Origin of the sequence: Epibacterium sp. Ofav1-8 (assembly GCF_022348185.1) — a bacterium.
Classification (GTDB): Bacteria; Pseudomonadota; Alphaproteobacteria; order Rhodobacterales; family Rhodobacteraceae; genus Epibacterium.
Genome location: NZ_JAKRFD010000008.1, coordinates 26374 through 52444, shown reverse-complemented (window position 1 = coordinate 52444; position 26071 = coordinate 26374). Strand labels below are relative to the sequence as shown.

The window sequence follows — 26071 nt, the reverse complement described above, 5'->3', positions numbered from 1 at the left end:
TCCCGGAGACCCACCTCATGCCAGATCCCTCCCAAAAGCCCCGGATCGCCCTGATGGGCGAATTCAGTGCCGGTAAAAGCACGCTCACCAATCTGTTGCTGGGCAGCCGCCCGCTGCCGGTCAAAGTCACCGCAACCCGGCTGCCGCCGGTGTGGATTTCCCACGGGCCGGAGCAGGCGCAGGTCCAGATGGCCGACGGCACGGTTCAGGACATAGCACCGGCGGCGCTGGACCGCGTGCCGCTGGCGCAGGCGCGCCGGATCGACCTGCAGTTGCCGTCAGAAGCGCTGGAGCTGTGCGACCTGATCGACATGCCGGGGATTTCCGATCCAAACATGCCGGCAGAGGTCTGGCAAACGGTGCTGCCCGAGGTCGACAGCGTCATCTGGTGCACCTCGGCGACTCAGGCCTGGCGCCAGAGCGAGGCGGCCTTCTGGTCGATCCTGTCGCCGCAGCTGAAAATGCCCGGCACGCTGATGGTGACGCATTTCGACAAGCTCACCTCGGAGCGGGATCGGGCGCGGGTCCTGCGGCGGCTGGAGCGGGAAACCGACGGCGGTTTTGGCGCCATCTTCCCCATCGCCCTGCCACAGGCGCTGGCCGCGGGCGAGGATGTGGAAGCCTGGAAAACCAGCGGTGCGGACCAATTTGTCGAACACCTCATCGACATGCTGCTGAACTGGGAGACCGCCACCGCGTCGCCCCCCCTCTGTGACGACACGATCGCCCAGTTGGCGCCCGTGCCCGACTTGCAGCGCCCCCGGCTGCGACCGGTTCGCGCGGTTTCTGCGGGGGTGACACCGGCGGAGGAGGACACGGCAGCGGAAGGAACCGTGCGGGTGCTGCCGCGCCGCGTGCGCAGTGAAACGCAGCACGCCACGCCGCGTCCGCGCCGCGGTCGGCAGGAGCGCCGGGTCAAGTGACGCAAGTGATTTCCCCCTCATCCGGCAGCGACCCAGATACCCCCGCTCGCCCCGTCGAACAGGCGCTCTCGGCCGTGCAACGCCGGGTTTCCGGATGCCGGGTGGTCGCCTACTGCGATCTCGAGGCCAGCCTGGTCTTGCGCCATGTGGCCAGCCCGGCCGTGCGGCAAGAGCTGCTGGACCAGTTGAGCGCCGACGCCCATGCCGCCTTTGCCCTGCGTGCAACGGCGCTGGCCTGCTGTCCGCCGGGTTTTGGCGGGGGGGCGGACGACGGCCCTGACGTGGAGCAGGTCCGCCTTATTGACGACCGCGGCGTGCGCCTGTTCCTGAGGTCACCGCAAGCGCCACAGGATGCGCTGCTCCTGCTTTGCGACACCGTGCAAACCGCGGATAGGGTGCTGCCTGAGGCGCAGGCGCTGCTGCTGGCGGTGCTATCGGACCCGGGCATGGGCACGATATGAAACAGGCCGCACAGGCACCCACGGCACCGTCCCCCAATACCCCGCTGGCCCGTCGGTTGCGGCTGCTGGCAACCGCGCCCCTGCCCGCGGCCCCGACAGACCTGATGGAGCGGCTGCTACAGGAGATCGACGAGATTGTCCTGCCCCGTGTCCTGAGCCTCCGGATCACCGACGGGCAGGTGGCGGAGTTCCACGTCGCACAGCGCGCCCTGATGCGCTTGTGCTGGCAGGGCTGCACCCTGCCCCGGCCCGACGCGCCTGACGGTGCTGGCAGTGGCGGCGACAGCCCCGAAACGGCTGCGACGGATTTTGCCCGAACCCTCTTGGAGATCAGCGCCCGGCTGTCTGCAAACGCCAGGGTTGAGTTGACGCGACGTGCCGCCGCCGTCCGCCCCCATGCCGCAGCATGCAAGGCCCCGATGCTGCGCGCCGCGCTTGCCGCATGTGCCCCGGCCTCCGTGCAGGACGTGCTGACGGCGGCGCGCACGCAGGCTTTGGCGGCCTGCGCCTATCACACCGATACGCGCGGGATGGAACGGTCCCCCCCGGACTCGGCCTTTGCGCCAATGCTGGACGCGGCACTTGCACAGCTGCGTCAGGACCAGCCTCTGAACGCGCCCGGACCGGCATTATGCCGCAGGACACCGCGCCTGCATCTCCTGCCACTGAGCCCGGATCTACAGCTGGCGCTGGCCCGCATCGAAGGCCTGGACCTTGCGCTGGTACTGCCAGCAGAGCAGGCCCGCGCTCTGGCACAGACCTGGCAACACGCAATCGCCTGAGGGGACTGCACCGGTCCGCGTTGGCGGCATCAATGACCACGCGCTGTTTCTGCCGATGCCGCAGGCACGGATACAACCGTTGCGCGATCCAGAAATTTAATGACTGCACAACCGTGCAACAGAGTTGACCTTCGGGCGCGATCACACCTAGGCTAGCGCCAACGAAGACAACCACGGACCCAGCCGATGCCCGATGCCACACCGCCCAATCCCCCCGCCATCGAAGTGCGCGCGCTGCACAAGTATTTTGGCACGGCGCATGTGCTGCGGGGGGTGGGTGTAACGGCACAAGATGGCGATGTGGTGTCCCTGATCGGCTCGAGCGGGTCCGGCAAGAGCACCTTCCTCCGTTGCATCAACATGCTGGAGACACCGTCGAGCGGTCAGATTTTCCTCGGCGGTGAGGAACTGAGCCTGAAGCCCGGCCGCGCGGGTCTGATGCCGCGCGATCGACGCCAGTTGGAAGGGTTTCGCGCCCGGCTGGGCATGGTGTTCCAGTCCTTCAACCTCTGGCAGCACATGACCGTGTTGCAGAACGTGATCGAGGGGCCGGTGCAGATCCTCGGGCTGTCCCGCGCCGAGGCGACGGAGCGTGCCGAGGCGCATCTGGCCCGGGTTGGCCTGTGGGAAAAACGCGACGCCTATCCGGCCTATCTCTCGGGCGGGCAGCAACAGCGGGTGGCCATTGCTCGCGCGCTGGCCATGGATCCGCGGGTGATGCTGTTTGACGAGCCGACCTCGGCGCTGGACCCGGAACTGGTGGGCGAGGTGCTCAAGGTCATTCGCGAGCTGGCCGACGAGGGCCGCACCATGTTGCTGGTCACCCATGAAATGCGCTTTGCCCGGGATGTGTCGAGCAAGGTGCTCTATCTGCATCAGGGCCAGATCGAGGAAGAAGGCCCGCCCGAGCAGGTCTTTGGCGCCCCGGTCAGCGACCGCTGCCGCGCCTTCGTCGCCTCGGTCCACTGACCCGTCAATCCATAACAAACCACCAAACAGGGAGTTCAGAAAAATGAAAACACTCAGCACCTTCACCGCCGCGGCCGCCCTCGCGATGACCGCCGGCATCGCCAACGCCGAGGTCAAGATCGGCATCGCCGCCGAACCCTATCCGCCCTTTGCCGAAAAGGCCGCCGATGGCAGCTGGAAAGGCTGGGAAATCGAGATCGTGAATGCGCTCTGCACCGCGATGGAAGAAGACTGCGAGATCGTGCCGATCGCCTGGGATGGCATCATCCCGGCGCTGCTGTCGGAAAAGATCGACGTCATCACCGCGTCCATGTCGATCACCGAAGAACGCATGAAGACCATTGATTTCTCGGACAAATACTACAACACGCCCGCCGTTCTGGTGGGCCCGAAATCGATGGAGATGACCGGCGATCCGGCCAGCCTCGATGGCCGCTATGTCGGCGTTCAGGTCTCCACCACGCATGCGAACTATGTCGATGCGCATTTTGCCGACACCGCCGAGGTCAAGACCTACAACACCTTTGACGAACACAACCAGGATCTGGTTGCGGGCCGTATCGACGCGGTTGTGGGCGACAGCCTGGCGTTCCAGGACTTCCTCAACAGCGACGCGGGCCAGGATTACGAAGTGAAGGCGGAGCTGAATGACGTGGCGATCTTCGGCCCCGGCGTGGGCGGCGGCATCCGCAAGGGCGATACCGAGCTGCGCGAGAAGATGAACGCGGCGATCCAGCAGATCCGCGAAGATGGCACCTATGATGCGATCTCGGACAAATACTTCAACTTCGACATCTACGGCGGCTGATCCCCGCCCGACTGGCCGGGCGACCCGCTGAGGTCGCCCGGCACCTTTGTTTCAGGAAAGACCCACATCCCCGATGGATAGCGCATTCGACCTCCTCGCCCTCAGCCCGCCCGGCTGGGGAGGCAATCTCCTCATGGGCCTGTTTCGCACCATCCAGATCGCTGTCGGCGCCTATGCGCTTGGCCTGCTGATCGGGCTGTTTGGCGCCCTGGGCAAGCTGCACGGCGGGCCGGTGCTGCGCTGGGGTCTGGAAATCTACACCACGGTGATCCGCGCCATTCCGGAACTGGTGCTGATCCTGCTGCTCTATTACGCGGGAACGGATCTCCTCAATGTGCTGCGCGAGAGCCTCGGGATGGAGCGCACCGACATCAATGGCCTGTGGGCCGGGATCTACGTGATCGGTCTGGTCCAGGGCGCCTATTCCACCGAAGTCTTTCGCGGCGCGTTTCAGGCGGTGCCGCATGGGCAGGTGGAGGCCGGGCGTGCCATGGGTCTGCGCCCCTTCACCGTGCTGCGCCGCATCACCTTGCCGATCATGCTGCCCTATGCGCTGCCGGGGCTGTCGAACCTGTGGCTGATCACCACCAAGGACACCGCGCTGCTGGCCGTTGTCGGCTTCAGCGAACTGGCGCTGGAAACCAAACAGGCGGCCGGGGCCACGCGGGAGTATTTCATGTTCTACATGGTGGCGGGCGCGCTTTATCTGGCGCTGACGCTGGTCTCCACCCTCGGTTTCACCCTGCTGGAACGACGCCTGCGGCGCGGCCAGCCGGTACAGACATAGGGGGCACATAGAATGGAATGGTATTGGCTGGCCGAATATGCCCCCCGTTTCGCCGAAGGGCTCTGGCTCACCCTGCAACTTCTTGGGCTGTCGATCTTTTTTGGCATGGCGCTGGCGATCCCGATTGGATTGGTGCAGGTCACCGGACCCTGGCCGCTGGCCTGGGCGGCGCGGGCGTTCTGCACCGTGATCCGGGGCACGCCGCTGCTGATCCAGCTCTGGCTGATCTACTACGGGCTGGGATCGCTGTTTCCCTTTATCCCCGGCATTCGCGACACGATGATCTGGCCCCTGCTGCGCGAGGCCTTTCCCTATGCGGTCTTTGCGTTCTCGCTGAGCGTGGCGGGCTACGAGGGCGAGGTCATGCGGGGCGCGTTCCGCGGCGTGCCGCGGGGCGAGCTGGAGGCCGCGCGCGCCATGGGCATGTCGCCCTTCACCGTGCTGCGCCGGATCTGGTTGCCGCGGGCCTTGCAGAACGTCTTTCCCACCCTTGCGGGGGAATTCATCCTGACCCTGAAGGCCACGCCTCTGGCCGCCACCATCACCGTGTTCGAGGTTTATGGCGTCGGCACCATCGTGCGCCAGGAAACCTATCGCATCTATGAACCGCTGCTGTTCGTGGCAGCGATCTACCTCTGTCTGACCTTCGTGCTGGTGATCGCCTTTCGCCTGATGGAGCGCCGGATGCCCCGCCGCACCGCCTGATCTGTATTTCTATTCAATGACCAAGGACTACCCCCATGACGGACCGTTCCTTCCGCTTCACCCACGCGATTTCGCGCAAACCCAGCGCCAGCATCACCGACGGCCTGCGCGCGGTCGACACCGGCACGCCGGATCTTGAGCTGTTTGCCAGCCATCACGCCGACTACGTGCTGGCGCTGAAGGAGACCGGGGCCGAGGTTCTGGTGCTTGACGCGCTGGAGGCCTACCCCGATGCGGTCTTTGTCGAGGATACCGCACTGTGTTTGCAGGAAGGGGCCATTGTGATGCGCCCCGGGGCCCCTTCGCGGCTGGGGGAGGCCGCCGAAATGGCACCGCATCTGCGCAGGCTCTACGCCGAGGTGCGGGAGATCTCCGGTGCGGACAGCTACATCGAGGGCGGCGACATCCTGACCACGGAAACGGAAATCCTGGTGGGACGCTCGGCCCGCACCAATGCCGCCGGCATCGAAGAGTTGCGCCAGCTGGTGGCCGATTGGGGCTACAGCGTGCGCGAGGTCATCACCCCGGAAGGCGTCTTGCACTTCAAGACCGATTGCTCGCTCCTCGACGGTGAGACCGTGCTCGCGACAGAGCGTCTGGCGGCCTCGGGGTGCTTTGACGGCTACAAGGTTATTCTCACCGCAGAGGGCGAGGAGGCCGCGGCCAACACCATCCGCTTCAACGACCTGGTGCTGATGCCCGCAGGCTTCCCCAAGACCCGCGACCGCCTGGTGGAGGCCGGTTACAACCTCCGCGAAATCGGAAATTCCGAGGCCGCAAAACTGGACGGCGGCATGTCCTGCCTGTCGCTGAGGTTCTCTCCAAACACCTGATTTCGAACATTTTCCCTGAAACATCACACACGCCCCGAATGCCGCATCCGGGGCGTTTTTGCGGCCGCCCCCTGCCCTGTCGCGATCCGTCGTCAAAAAAGTGAAACACGAATCGCCTAGATCCTGCATCGAGATGTGCACACGTGTGCTCACATCACGAGCATCATGTGCCGACTGCTTCGATCATTGGCCAAAACCACGGGGAACCGACCATGTCCAACTTGCGCGCCGTCTTCGCCACCACCGCCCTTGTCGCCTGCGGCACAGCTGCCCTCGCCGAGGATATTACCATCAATGTCTGGGCTGGAGGCTCCAACGACGCTGACAGCTACCGCTGGGAAGCCATCGAGCTCGCAGCCGACCTGCTGGAACGTGAATATGCGATCCTGGGCGAGGAGCTGAACATCACCGTCGAGGCAAAACGCGACTTTGGCGGCTGGGACGAATTCAAACAGGCGGTGACGCTGGCGGCCGAGGCCGGCACCGCGCCGGCGATCGTGGTCACGTCCCACCTCGATATCGCGCCCTGGTCGCAGGCCGGCTATATCGTGCCGGTCGAGGATTACCTCGATCTGGATGCCTGGCCGCTCAATGACATCTACCCGAACCTGCTGGAGATCGCCTCTTATGATGGCATCCAGTGGGGCCTGCCGCAGGACGCCGAGAGCCGTCCGTTCTTCTTCTGGAAGGACGCGATGAAGGGTATCGGCTATTCCGATGCCGACATCGACGCCCTGCCCGCCAAGGTGGCCGCCGGTGAATACACCCTGCAGGACGTGCTGGCCGATGCCCAAAAGGCCGTCGACATGGGCCTCGTCGAAGAGGGCTACGGGTTTTATCCGCGGGTGTCGAACGGCCCCGACTATGCGCAGTTCTACCAGTCGTTTGGCGGTCAGTTGCAAGATCCCGAAACCGGCAAGCTGGTGCTCGACAAGGCCGCGATGGAAGAGATGTACCAGTTCTTTGTCGATGCCGTGGAGGCAGGCGTGACCCGCAAGAACCACATCGGCACCGACTGGAGCCAGTGGTACAGTGAGGTCGCCAACGGCAAGGCCGCATTGTGGCACGGCGGCACCTGGCACTATGCCCGCTACACCGGTAAGGAAGGCAACGATGATTTCTTCGGCACCATCCAGTTCTCGCTGATCCCGGCGGGCAACGACAAGGGCCGTGCCAATACCATCACCCAACCGCTGGTCTATCTGCTGACCGACCAACAGGATGACATGGTCGAAGACGTGGCCGCGCAGCTGGTGAAGATCGCCTCCGAACCACGCCTGAATTCCCTGCACGCGATCAAATCTGCGCATCTTGGCATCAGCAGGCAACAGTCCAATGTCGAACTCTATTCCGGCGACCGCTGGGCCGACGAAGCAACCGAACGCCTGCTCGGCACCGCCAATGCGCAGCCGAACCACCTGCAATACGGCGTCTTTGCCGAAACCATGTGGAAAGGGCTCGAAGCTGCCTGGACCGGTGTTCAGACCCCCGCCGAGGCCGTGGCCGCGGTCGAGGCGGAACTGACCGCAAAGCTTGGTGACGAACTGATCGTCCGCTGAGGGTTATCTTCCCCCAAGAAGATCGGGAGGGCGGTGCGCCGCCTTCCCACCTTTCCCCCCAACGTCTCGGATCTGTCATGCGCAACGTAAACTGGCTGGGCCTCGCCTTTCTGAGCCCCGCCCTGGTCATGGTGACGCTGTTCTTTCTGCTGCCGGTCGTGCTGACCGGGTTCTTTGCCTTCACCAATATGTCCACCGCCACGGGCGTGACCGGCGGCGAGTATCTTTTGAACAGTGCCAGCCTGCGCAGGCTGCAAAACGAGGGCCTGCCGCAGGAGGTGCTGGCGAAACTGGAGGCTGGCGGCTACCGCGTGGATGCGGCCGGGCTTGCCGCCCTGGCCGAAGCGACCACCCCCGCCACCGCGCAGGAACTGGAACAGCTGCATGGCGCAGCGGAGTTTTCCGACCGGCGCGACATGGAACGGGCGTTGAAGGACCTGCTCGACAATCGCATCCGCCGAACCCGCGACCGGAAAGAGGCCGCAGAGCTGTTCAAACGCTCGATCCTGAATGAACGCTTTGCCACCGAAGCTGCCTTTCGTGCAGCCTTGTCTGAAACAGGCACAAGAACCGCTTATGCGGAGCAGATCACCACGGCCGCCTATACCGGCTGGGTCTGGACCACCAAAAACGTGGAGCTGCTGTTCGCCCTGCCCTCCACCCTGCGCTACGCGGCCAATACCACACTGTATGTGACGCTGACGCTGGCCTTCAACGTGGGCTTCGGGCTGTTCCTCGCAATCACCACCTTCTACCTGCCCAAGGGACAGGGGGCTGCCTTCCGGGCCATCTGGTTCCTGCCGCGCATCCTGCCGCCCGTGCTCTACGTGCTGATGTGGCGCTGGTTCACCTGGGACACAGGCTTTCTGGCCACCGTCACCGGGTATTTCGGCATCAGCCCGAAGAACTGGATGCTCGACACCTCCTACCACGCCTGGACGGTGGTGGTGCTGATCAACGGCTTTGTCGGCGCGTCGATGGGGATGATCATCTTTTCCTCCGCCATCCGCGCCATTCCCACATCCATGCTGCATGCCTCCGAAGTGGACGGGGCGAGCCGCTGGCAACAAGTACGCTGGATCATCCTGCCGCAGCTGGCCTGGCCGATCCTGTTCATCACCTGCTACCAGACGCTGTCGCTTCTGACCTCCTTTGAATACATCCTGCTGGCCACCGATGGCGGACCCGGACGCGCGACCGAGGTCTGGTCTCTGGCCGCCTATCACACCGCCCTCAACAACTATGGCGGCAATCTGGAGTATGGCCTCGGCGCGGCCTTCGCATTGGTGCTCGTGGTGATCGGTATTGCCGCCAGCCTGATCTACTTCCGCCTGTTCAACTTCAAACGGCTGATCACCAAGCCGCTGATCGAGGGGTGAAAGATATGTCCTCCAAGAACTGGCCCGTCCTCCTGCTGCTGTCGGTGGTGTCGCTGCCGCTGTTGATCATGTGCGGCTATGCGGTAATCGACGCCTTCAGCGATACCGCTCCCGGCTCCTTGGTGCCCACACGCTTCACGCTGGAGCATTTCCGCTTCCTGTGGGAGCCGGTGGCCGAAGCACGCGGCAGCATCTGGGTGGCGACCGGCAATACCTTTGTCTTTGCCACCACTTCGGCGCTGGTTGTGACCACGGTGTCGCTTACCGCGGGCTATGCGCTGTCGCGGTTGAACTTTCCGGCGCGGGGCTTCTTTCTGGCCGGGCTGATCGTGTTGCATGCCTTTCCAACCATCACCCTGATCATCGCAATCTTCCTGATCCTGCAAATGCTCGGTCTCTATGACACGCTGATCGGTGTCATCGTGGTCAAGACCGCGCTGGAGCTGCCGCTCGGCATCTGGATCATGAAAGGGTTCTACGACACCGTCCCTTGGGAGATCGAGATGGCCGGCGTGCAGGACGGTGCCAGCCGCGCCACTGTCTGGTGGCATCTGGTGTTGCCGCAGGTGCGGCCCGGCCTGATGGCGCTGATCCTGTTCTCCTTCCTCTCCGGCTGGTCGGAATACATCCTGCCGCAGGTGCTGGCCCCAGGATCGGACGCGCGGGTGCTGTCCACCTATCTCAGCTCCCTGATCCTCGATGACACCAAGGCGGACTTCAATCTGTTCAAGGCAGTGGGCCTGTTCTACGCGGCCCCCGTCGTGGTGATCTACCTGCTGTTCCAGAAACACCTCATGAACATCTATGGCGGAGGCACCAAGGGCTGATGCAACTTGACCTGATCAACTTCACCAAGCGTTTTGGCGACACCACGGTGATCGAAGACATGTCGCTCTCGGTCAGCTCCGGCGAGATGATCGCGCTGCTGGGCCCCTCTGGCTGCGGCAAGTCGACAACGCTATTCGCCATCTGCGGCATCCATCGCATTGACCAAGGACAGCTGATGTTCGGCGGCAAGGATGTCGCCCATCTGCCAAGCCAGTCGCGCAATGTGGGCGTGGTGTTCCAGAACTACGCGCTTTATCCGCATATGACGGTGGCGGAAAACATCGCCTTTCCGCTGAAGGTGCAGAAGATGAACCGGACCGACCGCGAGGCGATGGTGCGCAGATATGCCGAACTGGTCCATATCGAGGCGCTGCTGGAACGGCGCCCGGCGCAACTGTCCGGCGGGCAACAGCAGCGGGTGGCGCTGGCCCGTGCGCTGGTGCGGCAGCCGGATTTTCTGCTTCTAGACGAACCGCTTGCCAACCTTGATGCCAAGCTGCGGCTGGAGATGCGATCCGAAATCCGCCGCCTGCAACAGGAGACCGGCCTGACCGCGATCCTCGTCACCCACGATCAGGTGGAGGCGATGTCGATGTGCGACCGCATCGCGCTGATGAATGGCGGGCGCATCGTGCAATATGATACGCCGACCAGCATGTATGAAAGGCCCGAGAACGACTTTGTCGCCAGCTTCCTCGGCAATCCGCCGATCTCCTTTGTGTCTGGCGCGGGGCTGGGACAGAGCGAGGCCCGGGTGGCGCGCTACGGCATCCGGCCCGAGGGGTTTGGCCCGCAGTTCGGCAGCGCCCTGTCCGGTCGCGTCACCTTTGTCGAAACCCAGGGCCGCGAAGATCTCTTTGATGTCTCGCTGACAAATGGAGAGGTCTTGCGCTCCATTCAGCCCGCCGGGTCGGGCATCCGCCCCGGGGCGACAGTGCAGTGGGGCGTGGCACAGGACAAATTGCTGCGGTTCGATCAGGACGGGAGGAGGCTATGACGCACTGGCTCTCCCCCGCCCGTCCCTATGTCATCGCCCATCGCGGGGCCTCGGCCTATGCGCCGGATTGCTCCATCGAGGCCTATGAAAAAGCCGCCTGTCTGGGCGCCGATTTCTGGGAGGTCGACATTCGCCGCGCCGCCTGCGGCACACTTGTTTCCTGTCACGATGCCGCCCTGCCCGATGGCCGCGCCATCGCGGAGCTGACCTTCGACCAGCTCGGCGCCGCGGCAGCTGCCCAAGGCGTGTCCGCCGTGGCCCTCGCGAGCATCCTGTCGCTGGCGTTGGAGCATGATGCCGGTGTCTACGCCGACATCAAAGACGTCGACGCCGCCCTGCCGGTGATGGAGATGTTGCAGGCTCAGGGCATCACCCGCGCGATCCTCGGCACCTTTGACCCCGAGGCCATCGCCGCTCTGGATGCTGCACAATGCCCCTACCCCCGCGCCGCATTGGTGCCGGTGGGTGTCGACCCCTTTGAGCACGCGCGCGGCGCCGAGATCATCCACCTCTGCTGGGAGAGTCTGGATCGACCGCAGGATCTGTTGACGCCTGCGTTCTTTGCCAAGGCTGCGCAACTCGGGCAGAAAGTGGTGCTCTGGCACGAGGAAGATCCCCAGCGCATGGCCGAGTTGCGGCATCTGCCGGTGCTGGGCATCTGTTCCGACCGCCCCGAAATGGTGCATCCCTTCTCCGCCCGCGATGATGCGCAGATCGAGATCGTCTGCCACCGTGGCGCCACCGAATTTGCGCCGGAAAACACGGTCGAGGGCGCGATCTGTGCCTTTGGTGCGGGGTTCGACATGGTCGAGCTCGACGTGCACACGCTGCGCGACGGCACGCTTGCGGTGATCCATGACGACAGTTTCGACCGCACCACCGATGGGTGCGGCAGGGTGGCCTGGTCCACCGTCGCGGACTGCGCAAAACGGGATGCGGGGGCGTGGTATTCGCCGCACTTTACCGGCACCAAAGTTCCCGACCTTGACGACATTCTGGATGTCACCCGCACCCACGGCGGCAAGCTATACGTCGAGTTGAAACAGGCCGACCCCGATGCCGTGCTGGCCGCGGTGCGGGCCAAGGGCATGATGGAGCGGTGTTTTTTCTGGTCGTTTGACTACCAGCGCCTTGCAGCCTTGCGCGCCGCAGCGCCCGAAGCGCACATCATGATCCGCCGTCAGGACCTGCCCGATCTTGAGACTGCGCTGGCAACGCTCCGGCCCAGTATCCTCGAATTCACGGTGGAGGAGGACTTCTCCGAATTCAGCCGTTGCCGTACGGCGGGTGTCCGGCCCATGATCGCCTATATGGGACGTGACACGGCGGTTTTTGACAAGCTCCTGACCGCCGGGCCCGACCTGGTGAACCTGCACTTTCCTTTCCTGTTCCGCGATCACCTGCGGGCGCGGCGTGAGACATGACTGAAAAGAAACAGAAAAAACCGACATCCTTTGACGTGGCGCGCCTGGCGAATGTGCACCGCTCGGCGGTGTCGCGGGCGCTGTCGGGCAAGGGACGCGTGTCCGAGGAGACCCGTGAACGGGTCATCAAGGCGGCGCAGGAACTCGGATATCGTGTGAACTATCTCGCACGGAGCCTGCACGACCAGAACTCCGGGCTTGTCGGTATCGTCGCTTCGCGGCTCGACACGCCTTATCGCGCCCTTCAGGTGAAGATCGCGGCCCGCGACCTGCTGAACAAGGGCTATTGCCCGATCCTGATCGTGGCCGAAGGGGACGTGGCGCTGTCGGGGCTGATCGACCGGCTGTTGAACTACAATGTTGCCGGGATGATCGTCACCTCCGACTCGCCGCCGGCCGGGATCATTGACGAATGCAAACGCCTTGCCGTGCCGGTAGTGCTGGTCAATCGCGATGTGGGCGATGTACAGGCCGACCGCGTGCAGCTGGATATCGAAGCGTCCGGCCAGATGGCCTTTGACATGCTGCGCGCCGCCGGAGGCACGCGTTTTGCGGTGCTGGCGCCGCGCGAGCAGACCTATACCGTGACCGGACGCGCCCGCGCCTTTGCCGCCTGTTGCCAAGCCGCCGAGTTGCCGGTGACAATGATCACACCGCACCGGCAGAACTATGTCGACGGGCTTGAGGCTGCGGATCTGCTTGCGGCGCAGGACGACAGCATCGATGCGGTGTTCTGCACCACCGACCTGCTGGCGCTGGGGTGCCTTGACGGCATGCGTGTGACCTATGGTCGCCAGATCCCGCAGGATCTTCAAATACTCGGCTACGATGATATCGAGCAGGCGGGCTGGCTGGGCAACAACCTGACCACGATCAAGCAGGACGCAGGCGCGGCGGCGGTGCTGGCCGTGGAGCTGATGCAAGCCCGGATCGAAGACGCCACCCGTCCGTTTGAAACCGCCACCATTCCGATTTCACCGGTCTGGCGCGGCACCACGCGAAAGACCGCAGGATGACCGAAATCGCAGCGCGACTGGCCTTGGCGATCGATATCGCGCAGGAGGCGGGGCAATTGGCACGCCAGATGCGGTCCCGGCAATCTGGCGATTTTGTTTCGGCAAAAGGGCCGCAGGACTTTGTGACCGAAGCCGATACCGCCGTCGAATACCTCCTGCACCGCCGCCTTGCTGCGGCCTATCCTGAAGACGGTTTTCTGGGTGAGGAGGGCGGATCACGCACCCGTGGGCGGTTCACCTGGGTCGTCGATCCGATAGACGGCACCACGAACTTCCTGCGCGGATTGCCGGAATGGGGCGTATCCATCGCCTGCATGAGCGCCGAACACATCGAGCTTGGGGTCATTTACCTGCCGGACCTGAACCGCCTCGGCTGGTGCAGCCGCGCGGAAGGGGCCTACCTGGACGGGATCGCGCTTGACCTGTCGAACCGCCCCGAGAGCGCCGGGAAGCTGGCCATCCTCGGCCATTCAGACCGGTTGTTGCTGGAGGATCATCTGCGCACCATCTCGGGCCTGCTGCCCGCAGGCTACGAGTACCGTCGCCAAGGCGCGGCCTGTTTCGGTTTGCTGGCGGTGGCGGCCGGCTGGGCGGATTTCTATTTCGAGGGGCATCTCAACCCTTGGGACGCTATGGCGGGCCTGCTGTTGGTGGAAACCGCGGGTGGGCAGGTCTCGAGACCCGCCCTGCCCCAGTTCCTGCGCGCAGGTGGCGCGGTGCTGGCGAGCAGCGGCGACCTCGCGCCAGAGATCCTCGACCGGTTGCAGCCACCGCCCCCGGCGTCAGATACGGCCCGGCGTCATCCCGATCAGGGCGGTGATCTTCCCTCAGAGGGCTAGATCACGCTGCGATCCTGGTCGACTCCCAGGAGGTTCAGCTTGAGGTCGGCAAAGCTGCGCGGCTTGGAGAAATAGAAGCCTTGCAGGGTGTCGCAGCCGATCTGGCGCAACAGTTTTGCCTTGTCGAGCGTATCAACCCCCTCGGCGATGATCTTCACATCCAGCGTATGAGCAAGGTCAACCACCGAGGCCACCATCCGCTCCGCGCGTTCGCTCTTACCCAGGGGGAAGATAATATTGCGATCGATCTTGATCGCATGCGGTTCGATGTTCAGCACCCCGTTGATAGAGGCATGTCCCGAACCAAAATCATCCATGTCGATCTGAAATCCCATATCCTTCAGCGTGTCGATGCAGAAAATCAGCGCATCATCGCCCTCTTCGCAGGAGATCGATTCCAGGATTTCAAAGGCAAACTGATCCCGGTTCTTGGGGATTCTGCTCTGTACGGTATCGAGAAACCCCGGCTCCATGATCCGGGGCGCGCTGACGTTGAAGGCGACGCGGGGCACGTGAATATCCATGTCGCGCAGTGCTGTGACCTGCTGGACCGCCGCTTCAAAGATCTGCCCGTCGATCTCTGCCTCCAGCCCCAGCTGCTTGGCAAGACCGAGAAAGCGCGAGGGCGGCAGCACCCCGAGACTGGGGTGATCCCAGCGGGCGAGCACCTCCAGCCCGGCCAGATGCCAGGTGCGGGCGTCGTGCTGGGTGTGGTAGAAAGGTACGATTTCACCACGCTCCAGCGCCTCCTGCAACTGATCGGCAAGCGCACGTTCGGCCTGGGCTTCCTGACGCATTTCCGAGGTGAAGACCTCGACCGTCGCGCGCCCCGACGCCTTGGCTCGGTACAGCGCCGCGTCGGCATTGCTCAGCAACTCGCTGGCGCTCATGGCGCCGGCCTCGCCACAGGCCACACCAAAGCTGGCCCCGAAGTTGCAGCGCTTGTTGCCCCAGGAGACCGGTTGCAGCACCTCTGCCAATACGCGTTTTGCCAGTACCTCTGCCTGCCGCAGGGTGGTGCCCGCCTGACAGAGGATGACATATTCATCGCCCCCCACCCGCGCGGGCAGATCGCCCGATTTGGTGTGTTTGCGCAGGACATCCGCCACATGGCACAGCACGAAGTCGCCAGCCTCATGACCCAGGATGTCATTGATCTTCTTGAAACGATCAAGATCGATGCGAACCAGCGTGACCGTTTCATGCGACAGACGCCGGGCCAGTTCCTGATCCAGATGGCGACGGTTGGCCAGTTTTGTCAGCGGATCGCGCAGGGATTGCTGCTCGATCCGATCCTTGGCTTCCTTCAGCGCTTCGGCGGCTTCGCGCTGCTGACGTTCATTGCGTACCAGTTGGGTGATTTCGCTGCGTGTCACCACCTTGTCGCCAAAGTCGGTCTCGTTCACCCGAGCGATGATATGGCGATCCCCGGCGAGCTCCAGCTGGGTCTCGGCGCGGAAATCCCGGCTTTCGATTCGAAGATTGTAGGAGGCGGCGAAATCTTCTGGTGTCGCCCCATGCAGCGCGTAATGGCCGGCATGAACGGCGCCGACGAGAATCTCCCCCAACGACATGCCCGGCTTCACCTCCTCGGGGTGGGCATGGCTCAGTTCCCGATAGGTATCGTTGCAGGTCACCAGCCTGTTTTCATCGTCGAAGATGGCAAACCCATCGCCCGACGCCCCCATGGCCGCCGCGACCCGCTGTGTCATTCGGTTGAGGTCACGGGTCTGCTGCGCCTGCGTCTGCCAGGAGCGGATCATCTGTCGCGACAGCCCCACGAAAAACAGCGCCAGGCAGAGGCTTATGACCGCCGTGCCGCCTTCGACAATTCGGACAAGCCGATCCTCGATCATATTGACGTGCGGGTGGAACGCGTGGCTCAGCCGCTCCAACCGCTCCACCGAGGCGAGGAGTTGCAGGTTGCGCGCAAACGGGCTGTCCGCCCCGCTCTGATGGATCGCATCCTCCTGCAGCAGCTGGTCGAGAAGCGCGGTCATCTTGTGGGATTCCTCGATCCCCTGATGGCACAGATCCAGCGCTGCGCTGGCCCCCAGAAGCTCAAACCCCTTGCGTTCGACCATGGACAGATTGTCGATGCACCAATGGGCCTGCGCGTCGGCGCGTTCGGCCAGCACCTTGATTTGCCGGGCCGCCTCCGGGCGGATCACCGGGTTCGCGGCCAGGATGTCCATCGCGTCATGCACGAGGCTGAGGTGGATCATGTTGCGGGCCCGGTATTCGCTGGCCAAGGTCAGATAGCGATAGCCAAGGAATGACATACCGGTCAGCAGCGCCAGAATGAGCGCAAACAGGGCCAGCGTTTGTCCCAACCTCATGACCAGATCTCCCGAAGGGTACTCGAATTCCACATCGGATCGACCCTAGGCAGATATACTTGCTCAATGCCTAATCCAGCCGCGGCACCGCCCCGCATGGTTAACACGACATTGCACCCCAAGGACCTGTGCCCGACTGCCCCTTGCGTTCCGGGGCGATTTCGGGGCTCATGCGCACATCCATACGTTCAGAGAAAAACACAAGGAGCGAGCATGAAAGCGGTCTTCAATACGGCACGCGGCACAGCCCGGGACACTTTGACCCTCAAGCAGGTGGGGACCCCATCGCCGGGCGCGGGCGAGGTTCTGGTCGCAATGCGGACCTCCGGCGTGAACCCTTCGGATGTGAAACTGCGCTCCGGCGCGCAGGGGCCGATGATCGCCGATCAGGTGCTGATCCACAATGATGGCGCCGGCGTCATCGAGGCGGTGGGCGAAGGCGTCGGCCCCGCGCGCGTCGGCCAGCGGGTGTGGCTCTACAATGTGAACCGCTCTGCGGATGGGCTGGGTCAGGGTCCGTTGGGAACCGCTGCGGAATATGCCATTGTGCCCGCGCATCTTGCGGTCGAACTGCCGGAGCCGGCGAGCTTTGACGCCGGTGCCTGTCTCGGGGTTCCGGCGATGACGGCGCATCGCGCCCTGCTCTGGGCCGGCCCCGTTGCGGGCAAGACGGTGCTGGTCACCGGAGGCGCCGGTGCCGTCGGTCACAGCGCCATCCAGATCGCCAAGGCCAAAGGCGCGCGGGTTGTCGCGACCGTGTCCGGCGACGCCAAGGCGGAGATTGCCAGAGACGCCGGTGCCGACGACGTGCTGAACTACAAAAGCGCGCCGCTTGTCGACCAACTGCTGGATGTTGTCGGAACCGGGGGAATAGATCATGTGGTTGATGTGGACATTGCCGCACATGTCGACATCTATCCGCAGATCCTGACGCTGAACGGCTCCGTCGGCGCCTATGCCTCGGCCTCCGATCTGACACCGGCGCTGCCGTTCTACCCGCTGGCCTTCCGCAACATCCAGTTGCAGCCGGTGTTTGTGTATTCCATGAGCGACGCCGCCAAGGCCGAGGCGATTGCCGACATCAATGCGCTGCTGTCTTCTGGTCAATTGACCCCGCGGATCGACAGGACATTCGCGCTGGAGGACGTCGCCGTCGCCCATGAGACCGTGGAGGCTGGCAGCCTGATGGGCAACGCAATCTTGCGTTTCTGAGACCGCCCTGCACGCAACAGAAAGGGCCCCGGCAACACGGGGCCCTTTACAGATTGTCTGGGTCCGTTGTTCCGGGCAACGGGTCAGGTGATATGCGCAGTCGCCTCGATCTCGACCAGCGCGCGATCCTCCACCAGCCCTGCGACGATCAGCATCGACATGGCCGGGAAATGCTTGCCAAACACCTCGCGGTAGGCCGCGCCCACTTCGGCCTGATGGGCGAGGTATTCCTGTTTGTCGGTCACGAACCACGTCAGGCGCGTCACATCAGCGGGCTTGCCCCCGGCCGCCTCGACAATGGCGGCGATGTTTTTCAACGCCTGTCGCATCTGGCCGACGAAATCATCCGAAACAAATTCCTTGTTCTCGTCCCAGCCGATCTGGCCGCCAATATGCAGCACGCCATCATGGGTCAGCATGCCATTGGCATAGCCTTTGGCCGGAGCCCAACCTTCGGGGTGAATGGTTTGATGGGTCATGTCTGCCCTTTCATCTCGTTCTCAATTTTTGTTCGGATCGGTGCGGGCCAGGGGGCGGAGCGCCCCTCGGCATTGATATGCACCAGGGTTGTTTCGGTGGAAAAGCGCAGCTCCTCGCCGCAATGTGCGGTCATTTCATAGGCAAGCGAGGACTTCCCGATCCGCGTGACCACAAGGCGCAGCATCAGGTGGTCACCGTGGCGGCTGGGGGCGGAAAACCGCGTCTGGATGTTTGCCGTGGGCACGCCCGCAGTGTGGTGCATGTCCTCAAACGGCCAGCCCAGAACATCGGCAAACCAGCCCTCGACGCAATCGTTCATCATCTCGAAATAGCGCGGGAAAAAGACAATCCCCGCCGGGTCGCAATGTTTGAACAGCACTTTCTGTGGCATCTCATACACGGCTCAGACCCCCACGTAACGCTCTGAAATCTCTGGGGTCAGAGCCGCCATGGCCCCGCTCCAGACGGTCTTGCCGCGCTCCAACACCACCGCACGATCACAGACCTGTTCCAGTTCCGCCAAAGTCTTGTCGATCACCAGGATCGCCATATCGGTGTCCTGTTTCAGCCGGTTGATCGCCGCCCAGATTTCCTGACGGATGATGGGCGCAAGCCCCTCTGTCGCCTCATCCAGAATGAGCAGGCGCGGGTTGGTCATCAGGGCGCGGCCGATCGCCAGCATCTGCTGCTCACCGCCCGAGAGCGACGCCGAAAGCTGACTGTGACGTTCGCCCAGACGCGGGAACAGTTGCGTGACGCGGCCCATGTCCCAATCACCGGGGCGGCTGGTGGCAAGAAGGTTCTCCGCCACCGTAAGATCGCGAAAACAGCGCCGCCCTTCTGGCACCAGGCCAAGGCCCAGACGCGCGGCCTTGTGACTTGGCAGCGCGTGCAGGTTCTGGCCTGCAAACTCCAGCGTGCCGCCTGCGGTGATCATGCGGCAGATCGCCTTGACGGTGGTGGATTTGCCCATGCCGTTGCGGCCCATAAGCGCCACCACCTCGCCCGGATTGATATCAAGGTCGACACCAAACAGCGCCTGACTGACACCATAGGATGCGGTGAGGGATTTGACCGACAAAAGACTCATGCGCTTTCTCCCAGATAGGCTTCGCGCACGCGCGGGTCGCTACGGATCTGATCGACGCTGCCGGTGGCGATGACCTCTCCGTAGACCAGCACGCTGATCCGGTCCGCGAGCGCAAAGACCGCATCCATGTCATGTTCCACCAAAAGGATCGGAGCCTCCTGGCGCAGACTATCGAGGAACCCGGTGAGGTTTTTCGACCCTTCTGCACCAAGGCCCGCCATGGGTTCATCCATCACAAAAGCCTTGGGCTCCAGCGTGAGCGCCACAGCAACCTCCAGCTGGCGGCGCTGTCCATGGCTGAGGTCGGCGCAGCGCTTGGTCTTGTGGTCGGCAAGGCCAACCCGTTCCAGTGCCGCTTCGGCACGGGCACGCAACGACCTGTCACCAAGGGCCGCCGACCAGAACCGCCACGGCCGACCGCTGGCACCCATGGCGCCGAGGGTGGCGTTCTCCAGCACCGTGTCTTCCATCGCCAGCGCCGAGATCTGAAAGGTCCGCCCCAGACCGGCCCGCGCCCGCTGGTCGGTGCTGAGGCTGGTCACATCCTGGCCCATCAGCTCGACACGACCTGCATCCGGCGCAAGCGAGCCACAGATCTGGCCGATCAGCGTGGATTTGCCCGCCCCATTGGGGCCGATGATGGCGTGGATTTCGCCGGGGCGCAGATCAATCGAGATATCGTTGCTGGCCTTCAGCGCGCCAAAGGATTTGCTGATGCCGTGAGTTGCAAGAATGGTCTCAGTCATGGGTCGCCTCCTTGCCGGCCACCAGCCCGGTGATGCCACCGCGCGCAAAGAGCACGACCGCCAGAAGGATCAGCCCGAGGAAGATATGCCAGAACTCGGTGATCCCGCCGAGGAAATGTTCCAACGCCACGAAGGTCACAGCCCCCACAACAGGCCCAAACAGCCGCCCTACCCCGCCGAGGATCACAAGGATCATGATCTCGCCCGAGAACTGCCAGCTGAACATCGTCGGGCTGACAAAACGGTTGAGATCGGCAAAGAGCGCGCCCGCAAGGCCAGTGATGACACCGGAAATCACAAAGGCCACCAGTTTCAGACGCATCGGGTCCATGCCCACGGCCTCAACCCGCGCAGGCACCTGACGCGCCGCGTTCAGAGCCAGACCAAAGGGCGCGCGACGCAGGCGCGCGGTAAAGATCAGCACCACCACGAGGATCGCAAGACACAACCCGTAGAACTGGATCGGCGCCAATGTGTTGAGACCCGGAAAATCGTTGCGGACATAGATCGACATGCCGTCTTCGCCGCCATAGGTGCTCCACGAGATGGCGAAGTAGTAAAACATCTGACCAAAGGCGAGCGTGATCATGATGAAATAGGCCCCGGTGGTGCGCAGGCTCAGGATGCCGATGACCAATGCCGCCAGCGCCGAGACGACAATGGCCAGAAGCCAGATCACCGGCATGAACTTGGTGCCCTCAATCAGGAACGGCCACTCCATCAGCGGGGTGTAGCTTTGGGCGTGATGGGCAAGGATGCCCATGGCATAGCCGCCAATCCCAAAGAATACGGCGTGGCCAAGGCTGACCAGACCGCCGATGCCCAGCGCGATGTTCAGCCCCGCCGCCGCAAGGGCAAGGATCACCGCACGGGTCGCCAGTGTGATCGTAAACGGTTCGTCCGTCATCACCGCCCATGCAGGCACGGCAATCAGACCCAGCAGCAGGGCTGCGTTAAAGAGTGTTTCTCGGCTCATGCGCGTGCTCCGAACAGGCCAGAGGGACGCCAGATCAACACAAGGCTCATCAGGATATAGATCGACATCGAGGCGATCGACGATCCGGCAGAGGTGGCAGGGGCTGCGTCCATAAAGAGCTTGAGCACTTCGGGCAGGAAGATCCCAACCAATGTGTCCGTAAGCCCCACCAGCAATGCGCCGATAAACGCGCCCTTGATCGACCCGATTCCACCGATGACGATCACCACGAAGGCAAGGATCAGCACCGGCTCGCCCATGCCCACCTGCACCGACTGGATTGCGCCCACCAATGCGCCCGCGAGACCGGCCAGAGCCGCCCCCAGCGCAAAGACCAGCGTGTAGAGTTTCGAGATATCGACGCCCAGCGCCGCAATCATCTCGCGGTCGTTTTCGCCTGCGCGGATCTGGATGCCGATACGTGTGCGCTCAATCAAGAGCCACAGGCCAAACGCCACCAGCAGCCCCACGCCAATCAGCGCCAAACGATACAAAGGATACTGGATCCCGCCGGGCAAGGTCACCGGCCCCGACAAGGCATCGGGAATGTCCAGAAACAGCGGAAAAGAGCCAAAGACCCAGCGTGTGCCCTCGGAAAAGATCAGAATGAGCGCAAAGGTCGCCAGGACCTGATCGAGATGGTCACTGTCATAAAGCCTGCGGATCACCGCGACCTCGATCACAGCCCCCGCAAGAGCCGCTGCCGCAAGGGCCGCGATCAGTGCCAGCACAAACGACCCGGTGACACCCGCCACAGCCGCCGCCGCGAAGGCCCCAACCATATAGAGCGAGCCATGGGCGAGGTTGATAAGCCCCATGACGCCAAAGATCAGCGTCAGCCCCGCCGCCATGAGAAAGAGCATGACGCCGGATTGCAGCCCGTTCAGCACCTGCTCGATGATAAGTATCGTGGACATATGTCTTCTTTCAGGTGTGTCCCGGCCCGCAGGTCCTGCAGGCCGGGCGCGCCTCACTTACATCTTGCACGCGTCCACATAGGCGTTTGCATGATCCTCAAGAGCGGTGCCGACGATCTTGTTGGTAAAGACGTCACCTTCCTTGATGACCTCACGCACATAGACGTTCTGGATCGGGTGATTGTTGGCGGCAAAGGAGAATTCCCCCCGCACAGAGGCAAAATCCGCCTCCTTGAGGGCCGCAGCAAAGGCCGCGTCATCATTCACATCCGCCTTGTCGATGGCCGACAACAGCAGATTTGCAGTGTCATAGCCCTGCGCCGCGTAGATCGACGGCAGGCGGTCGTATTTCTGCTGGAAGGCCGCGACAAAGGCCGCGTTGGCCTCATTGTCCAGATCCTTGGACCATGTGGAGGAGTTCTTGACCCCAACCGCCGCCTCGCCCACCGCTTGCAGGATACCCTGATCAAAGCTGAAGGCCGGGCCGACCACGGGCAGATCGACGCCGCTGTCGGCATATTGCTTCAGGAAGGAAATCCCCATGCCGCCGGGCAGGAAGAAGAACACGCTGTCGGCGCCAGACGCGCGGATCTGCGCGATTTCAGCCGCGTAATCCGTCTGCCCCAGCTTGGTGTAGACCTCACCCGCCAGATCGCCCTCGTAGAACCGCTTGAACCCGGTCAGGCTGTCGTGGCCGGCCGGATAGTTCGGCGCCATGATGAAGGTGTTCTTGAACCCTTCCTGCGCCGCATAAGCGCCCGCGCCTTCGTGCAGGTTATCGTTCTGATACGACACGGAGAAATAGTTGGCGTTGCAGCCCTTGCCCGCCAGTTGAGCCGGGGCGGCGTTGGTCGAAAGGTAGAACAATCCCTGCGCGGTGGCCGCAGGCACCACGGCCATGGCGAGGTTCGACCAGACGATCCCGGTCAGCACGTCGACCTTTTCAGATTGGATCATCTTGTCGGCAAGCTGCACCGCGATGTCGGGCTTGCGCTGATCATCCTCGATGACCACCTCGACATCATCACGGTTGGCGTTTTCCATCGCCAGCATGAACCCGTCGCGGGTGTCGATGCCGAGGCTCGCACCGCCGCCCGAAAGCGTGGTGATCATACCCACCTTGACCTCTGCCATTGCGACGCTGCTCATGAGCGCTGTGGCCGCTGTGGCCATCAGAAATTTCTTCATTGTCGAACTCCCTGTTCTGGTTGGTGTGTTGGCTTATGACCGAAGCCTAAAACGTTGGATCTTGCCTGTCTGCGTCTTTGGCAGACTTTGGGCAAAGACAATGCTTCGGGGGTACTTGTAGGGCGCGATTGTTGCCTTCACGTGGTCCTGAAGCGCCCTGGTCAACGCGGCGTCGCCAACAACGCCTGCGTTCAAAACGATATGAGCCTCGACGATATGGCCCCGTTCCGCGTCCGGGGCACCGATCACCGCGCATTCAGACACGGCGTCATGCGCCAAGAGCGCCGCCTCCACCTCGGGGCCTGCGATATTGTAGCCAGCCGAGACGATCATATCGTCGTTGCGCGCGGCAAAGTGGAAATAGCCATCCGCGTCGCGGACAAAACTGTCGCCGGTGATGTTCCAGCCATCGGTAACATACCCGGCCTGGCGGTCGTCGTTCAGATAGCGGCACCCGGTCGGCCCGCGCACCGCAAGGCGGCCAACCTCGCCATCGGGCACAGTGTTGCCGTCGTCATCGACCACCTTGGCCTCATAGCCCCCCACGGGTTTGCCGGTACAGGCCGGGCGGTGGTCGTCAAAACGGTTGGAGATAAAGATATGCAACATCTCGGTCGCACCGATCCCATCCAGCATCGGCTTGCCGGTCTTGGCGATCCAATCGTCATAGACGGGTTTGGGCAGGGTCTCCCCGGCGGAGACGGCGGCACGCAGGCTGCTGAGATCCGCCCCCTCTTCCATTGCGGCAAGCATCACCCGATAGGCGGTCGGCGCGGTAAAGCACACGGTCGCGCGGTATTTCTCGATGATCTCGATCATATTGGGCGGGGTGGCCTGTTCCAAAAGCGTCGCGGTTGCCCCGAAACGTAGCGGGAAGATCGCCAGCCCGCCAAGCCCGAAGGTAAAGGCAAGTGGCGGTGATCCAACAAAAATATCCTCAGGCACCACATTGAGCACATCGCGCGCATAGCCATCCGCGATGATCAGCAGATCGCGGTGGAAATGCATGGTCGCCTTGGGCTCTCCGGTCGACCCGGAGGTGAACCCCAAAAGCGCCACATCATCGCGCCCGGTCTGCACTGCCTCAAAGCGCACCGGCTTTTCCAGCGCCAGCCTGTCGAGTTCGGCGTCGTGGTTGGAAGTCCCGTCAAAGCCCACGACGCGCTCAAGCACGTCACACTCTGCCGCGCAGCTCTCCATCTCCTCCATCAGCCGGGTATCGCAGAGGGCAAACTGGATCTGTGCCTTCTCGACGTATTTCTTCAGTTCCGCGGCGCGCAGCATCGGCATGGTGTTGACCACAACCGCGCCCGCCTTGGTCGCAGCCAACCAGCAGGCCACCATCGCCGGATTATTGGCGGACCGGATCAGGATGCGGTTGCCCGGTTTGACGCCCAGATCCTCCACCAGCGCATGCGCCAGCCGGTTGGTCCAGTCGGCCAACTCCTTGTAAGTGCGCTGCCGCCCGTTGCCAATCAATGCGGTGCGGTCGCCAAAGCCGCGCTCCACCATCGCATCGGTCAGTTCGACGCCCGCGTTCAGACGCTCGGGATACTCGAACCCCTCAAGCATAAAATCGGGCCACTGATCCGCAGGCGGCAAGGCGTCGCGGGTGAATGTGTCGGTGTGTGCGGATGCTCCGAGCGTCATCATTTGCCCTCCAATGCCATCATCGCCTGCCGCGCGATCACCACGCGCTGAACGTCGCTCGCGCCCTCATAGATGCGCAGCGCCCTGATTTCGCGATAGAGTTTTTCGACCATCGCACCGGAGCGCACGCCCTCACCGCCAAAGAGCTGCACCGCCTTGTCGATCACAACCTGCGCCGCCTCGGTCGAGAACAGCTTGGCCATCGCCGCCTCGCGCGTCACACGCGCAGCACCGCTGTCCTTGGTCCATGCGGCGCGGTAGACCAATAGGGCCGCCGCATCCACATCCAGCGCCATATCGGCGATATGCCCCTGCACCATCTGCAAATCAAAGAGCGGCGCACCTTGCACATGACGCTCTGTGACACGCGCCAGAGCCTCGTCCAATGCGCGGCGCGCAAAGCCCAGCGCCGCCGCCGCCACCGTGGAGCGGAACACATCCAGCACCGACATGGCGATGCGGAACCCCTGCCCCGGCGCGCCGATCATGGCGCTTGCGGGGATACGAACATCGGTGAAGCGCAAGGTTGCCAGCGGATGCGGCGCGATGGTCTCCAGCCGCTCCACCACCTCAAATCCGTCCAGATCCGGCGTCACAATAAAGGCCGACAGTCCCTTGGCGCCCGGAGCCTCTCCGGTACGGGCAAACAACGTGTAGACATCGGCAATCCCACCATTGGAGATCCAGGTCTTTTCGCCATTCAAGACATAGTCATCGCCATCGCGCACCGCCGTCATGGTAGAGTTCGCCACATCCGACCCCGATTGCGGCTCCGTGAGCGCAAAGGCGGCAATCGCCGCACCGCTGCGGGTTTTGGGCAGCCACGCCGCCTTTTGCGCATCGGTCCCGAACAGCGAAATCGCCCCGGTGCCAAGCCCCTGCATGGCAAAGGCAAAATCCGCCAGCCCATCGTGGCGGGCGAGGATCTCACGCGCGATGCACAGCCTGCGGACATCAAGGCGGTCGCCGCCCTCCCCCTCGCCCGTGGGCCGCAAAACACCTGCCGCGCCAAGATCGGCCACCAGCTTGCGACAGGCCGCATCGGTGTCACTGTGATCCACATTGAGCCCAGCCGCCACCGCCTCGACCTGCGCCGCCCAATCGCGGTGCTCCTGGTCAAAAAAGGGCCAATTCAGAAAACTCTGGTCCGCCACGTTATCTTC

The 26071-nt window shown here is 63.2% G+C and carries 26 protein-coding genes; 16 read left to right on the top strand and 10 right to left on the bottom strand.

What is annotated here, in order from left to right; all coding sequences use genetic code 11:
- The first annotated feature begins 17 nt into the window (after window positions 1-17).
- The 15 genes from MHM97_RS13780 (at window position 18) to MHM97_RS13710 (ending at window position 14310) form a co-directional block, all read left to right on the top strand.
- A complete protein-coding gene (locus tag MHM97_RS13780) occupies window positions 18-923 on the top strand; it encodes a dynamin family protein (protein WP_239322950.1) in 906 nt (301 codons plus the stop codon).
- Window positions 920-1384, top strand: a complete 465-nt coding sequence (locus tag MHM97_RS13775; protein WP_239322949.1) for a hypothetical protein — start codon at window positions 920-922, stop codon at window positions 1382-1384. Before MHM97_RS13780 ends, MHM97_RS13775 begins: the two co-directional genes overlap by 4 nt.
- Entirely contained in the window at window positions 1381-2166 is a 786-nt protein-coding gene (locus MHM97_RS13770; RefSeq protein ID WP_239322948.1) for a hypothetical protein, read from the top strand. The genes MHM97_RS13775 and MHM97_RS13770 overlap by 4 nt, the downstream gene beginning before the upstream one ends.
- 186 nt (window positions 2167-2352) lie before the next feature.
- Window positions 2353-3135: an ABC transporter ATP-binding protein gene (locus MHM97_RS13765; protein ID WP_239322946.1), complete on the top strand. Its 783-nt coding sequence runs from the start codon at window positions 2353-2355 to the stop codon at window positions 3133-3135.
- 43 nt (window positions 3136-3178) lie between these two features.
- Window positions 3179-3943 carry a transporter substrate-binding domain-containing protein gene (locus tag MHM97_RS13760; protein ID WP_239322944.1) on the top strand — a complete coding sequence of 255 codons (765 nt, stop codon included), beginning with the start codon at window positions 3179-3181 and terminating at the stop codon, window positions 3941-3943.
- Window positions 3944-4016: 73 nt separating this feature from the next.
- The gene (locus MHM97_RS13755; RefSeq protein WP_239322943.1) at window positions 4017-4730 is read left to right on the top strand and encodes an ABC transporter permease; all 714 of its coding nucleotides are present in this window, start codon (window positions 4017-4019) and stop codon (window positions 4728-4730) included.
- Between the two features lie 12 nt (window positions 4731-4742).
- The gene (locus tag MHM97_RS13750) at window positions 4743-5435 is read left to right on the top strand and encodes an ABC transporter permease (RefSeq protein WP_239322941.1); all 693 of its coding nucleotides are present in this window, start codon (window positions 4743-4745) and stop codon (window positions 5433-5435) included.
- Window positions 5436-5470: 35 nt separating this feature from the next.
- Window positions 5471-6268, top strand: a complete 798-nt coding sequence (locus MHM97_RS13745; protein WP_239322939.1) for an arginine deiminase family protein — start codon at window positions 5471-5473, stop codon at window positions 6266-6268.
- Window positions 6269-6480: 212 nt separating this feature from the next.
- Complete coding sequence (locus tag MHM97_RS13740; RefSeq protein ID WP_239322938.1) at window positions 6481-7827, top strand: ABC transporter substrate-binding protein; 1347 nt, start codon at window positions 6481-6483, stop codon at window positions 7825-7827.
- A 77-nt stretch (window positions 7828-7904) separates the two neighbouring features.
- Window positions 7905-9206 (top strand): carbohydrate ABC transporter permease, encoded by a 1302-nt coding sequence (locus MHM97_RS13735; protein WP_239322936.1) that lies wholly within the window; start codon window positions 7905-7907, stop codon window positions 9204-9206.
- A gap of 5 nt (window positions 9207-9211) precedes the next feature.
- The gene (locus MHM97_RS13730; RefSeq protein WP_239322934.1) at window positions 9212-10033 is read left to right on the top strand and encodes a carbohydrate ABC transporter permease; all 822 of its coding nucleotides are present in this window, start codon (window positions 9212-9214) and stop codon (window positions 10031-10033) included.
- Window positions 10033-11031, top strand: a complete 999-nt coding sequence (locus MHM97_RS13725) for an ABC transporter ATP-binding protein (protein WP_239322933.1) — start codon at window positions 10033-10035, stop codon at window positions 11029-11031. Before MHM97_RS13730 ends, MHM97_RS13725 begins: the two co-directional genes overlap by 1 nt.
- The gene (locus MHM97_RS13720) at window positions 11028-12455 is read left to right on the top strand and encodes a glycerophosphodiester phosphodiesterase family protein (RefSeq protein ID WP_239322932.1); all 1428 of its coding nucleotides are present in this window, start codon (window positions 11028-11030) and stop codon (window positions 12453-12455) included. The genes MHM97_RS13725 and MHM97_RS13720 overlap by 4 nt, the downstream gene beginning before the upstream one ends.
- Window positions 12452-13471, top strand: a complete 1020-nt coding sequence (locus MHM97_RS13715) for a LacI family DNA-binding transcriptional regulator (RefSeq protein ID WP_239322930.1) — start codon at window positions 12452-12454, stop codon at window positions 13469-13471. The genes MHM97_RS13720 and MHM97_RS13715 overlap by 4 nt, the downstream gene beginning before the upstream one ends.
- On the top strand, window positions 13468-14310 hold the full coding sequence (locus MHM97_RS13710; protein WP_239322929.1) for an inositol monophosphatase family protein: 843 nt from the start codon (window positions 13468-13470) through the stop codon (window positions 14308-14310). Before MHM97_RS13715 ends, MHM97_RS13710 begins: the two co-directional genes overlap by 4 nt.
- Here MHM97_RS13710 and MHM97_RS13705 read toward each other — a convergent pair.
- Window positions 14307-16649, bottom strand: a complete 2343-nt coding sequence (locus tag MHM97_RS13705; protein ID WP_239322927.1) for a putative bifunctional diguanylate cyclase/phosphodiesterase — start codon at window positions 16647-16649, stop codon at window positions 14307-14309. The two genes, MHM97_RS13710 and MHM97_RS13705, sit on opposite strands and share 4 nt — an antisense overlap.
- 213 nt (window positions 16650-16862) lie before the next feature.
- Here MHM97_RS13705 and MHM97_RS13700 point away from each other — a divergent pair, with 213 nt between their 5' ends.
- Window positions 16863-17861, top strand: a complete 999-nt coding sequence (locus MHM97_RS13700; RefSeq protein ID WP_239322925.1) for an NADPH:quinone reductase — start codon at window positions 16863-16865, stop codon at window positions 17859-17861.
- 83 nt (window positions 17862-17944) lie between these two features.
- Here MHM97_RS13700 and MHM97_RS13695 read toward each other — a convergent pair whose 3' ends face one another.
- Genes MHM97_RS13695 through MHM97_RS13655 form a run of 9 tightly spaced genes read right to left on the bottom strand, consistent with a single transcriptional unit; the run spans window position 17945 to window position 26062 of the window.
- Window positions 17945-18340: a RidA family protein gene (locus MHM97_RS13695; RefSeq protein ID WP_239322924.1), complete on the bottom strand. Its 396-nt coding sequence runs from the start codon at window positions 18338-18340 to the stop codon at window positions 17945-17947.
- A complete protein-coding gene (locus MHM97_RS13690) occupies window positions 18337-18741 on the bottom strand; it encodes an acyl-CoA thioesterase (protein WP_239322922.1) in 405 nt (134 codons plus the stop codon). Before MHM97_RS13690 ends, MHM97_RS13695 begins: the two co-directional genes overlap by 4 nt.
- Before the next feature lie 3 nt (window positions 18742-18744).
- Window positions 18745-19431, bottom strand: a complete 687-nt coding sequence (locus MHM97_RS13685) for an ABC transporter ATP-binding protein (protein ID WP_239322920.1) — start codon at window positions 19429-19431, stop codon at window positions 18745-18747.
- On the bottom strand, window positions 19428-20177 hold the full coding sequence (locus MHM97_RS13680) for an ABC transporter ATP-binding protein (RefSeq protein ID WP_239322918.1): 750 nt from the start codon (window positions 20175-20177) through the stop codon (window positions 19428-19430). Before MHM97_RS13680 ends, MHM97_RS13685 begins: the two co-directional genes overlap by 4 nt.
- Entirely contained in the window at window positions 20170-21153 is a 984-nt protein-coding gene (locus MHM97_RS13675; RefSeq protein WP_239322916.1) for a branched-chain amino acid ABC transporter permease, read from the bottom strand. The genes MHM97_RS13680 and MHM97_RS13675 overlap by 8 nt, the downstream gene beginning before the upstream one ends.
- On the bottom strand, window positions 21150-22070 hold the full coding sequence (locus MHM97_RS13670) for a branched-chain amino acid ABC transporter permease (protein WP_065326402.1): 921 nt from the start codon (window positions 22068-22070) through the stop codon (window positions 21150-21152). The genes MHM97_RS13675 and MHM97_RS13670 overlap by 4 nt, the downstream gene beginning before the upstream one ends.
- A 57-nt stretch (window positions 22071-22127) precedes the next feature.
- Window positions 22128-23258, bottom strand: coding sequence for an ABC transporter substrate-binding protein (locus MHM97_RS13665; RefSeq protein WP_239322914.1), 1131 nt, complete (start codon window positions 23256-23258; stop codon window positions 22128-22130).
- A 33-nt stretch (window positions 23259-23291) separates the two neighbouring features.
- Window positions 23292-24908 carry a benzoate-CoA ligase family protein gene (locus MHM97_RS13660; protein WP_239323117.1) on the bottom strand — a complete coding sequence of 539 codons (1617 nt, stop codon included), beginning with the start codon at window positions 24906-24908 and terminating at the stop codon, window positions 23292-23294.
- Complete coding sequence (locus MHM97_RS13655; protein WP_239322913.1) at window positions 24908-26062, bottom strand: acyl-CoA dehydrogenase family protein; 1155 nt, start codon at window positions 26060-26062, stop codon at window positions 24908-24910. The genes MHM97_RS13660 and MHM97_RS13655 overlap by 1 nt, the downstream gene beginning before the upstream one ends.
- Window positions 26063-26071: the final 9 nt, after the last annotated feature.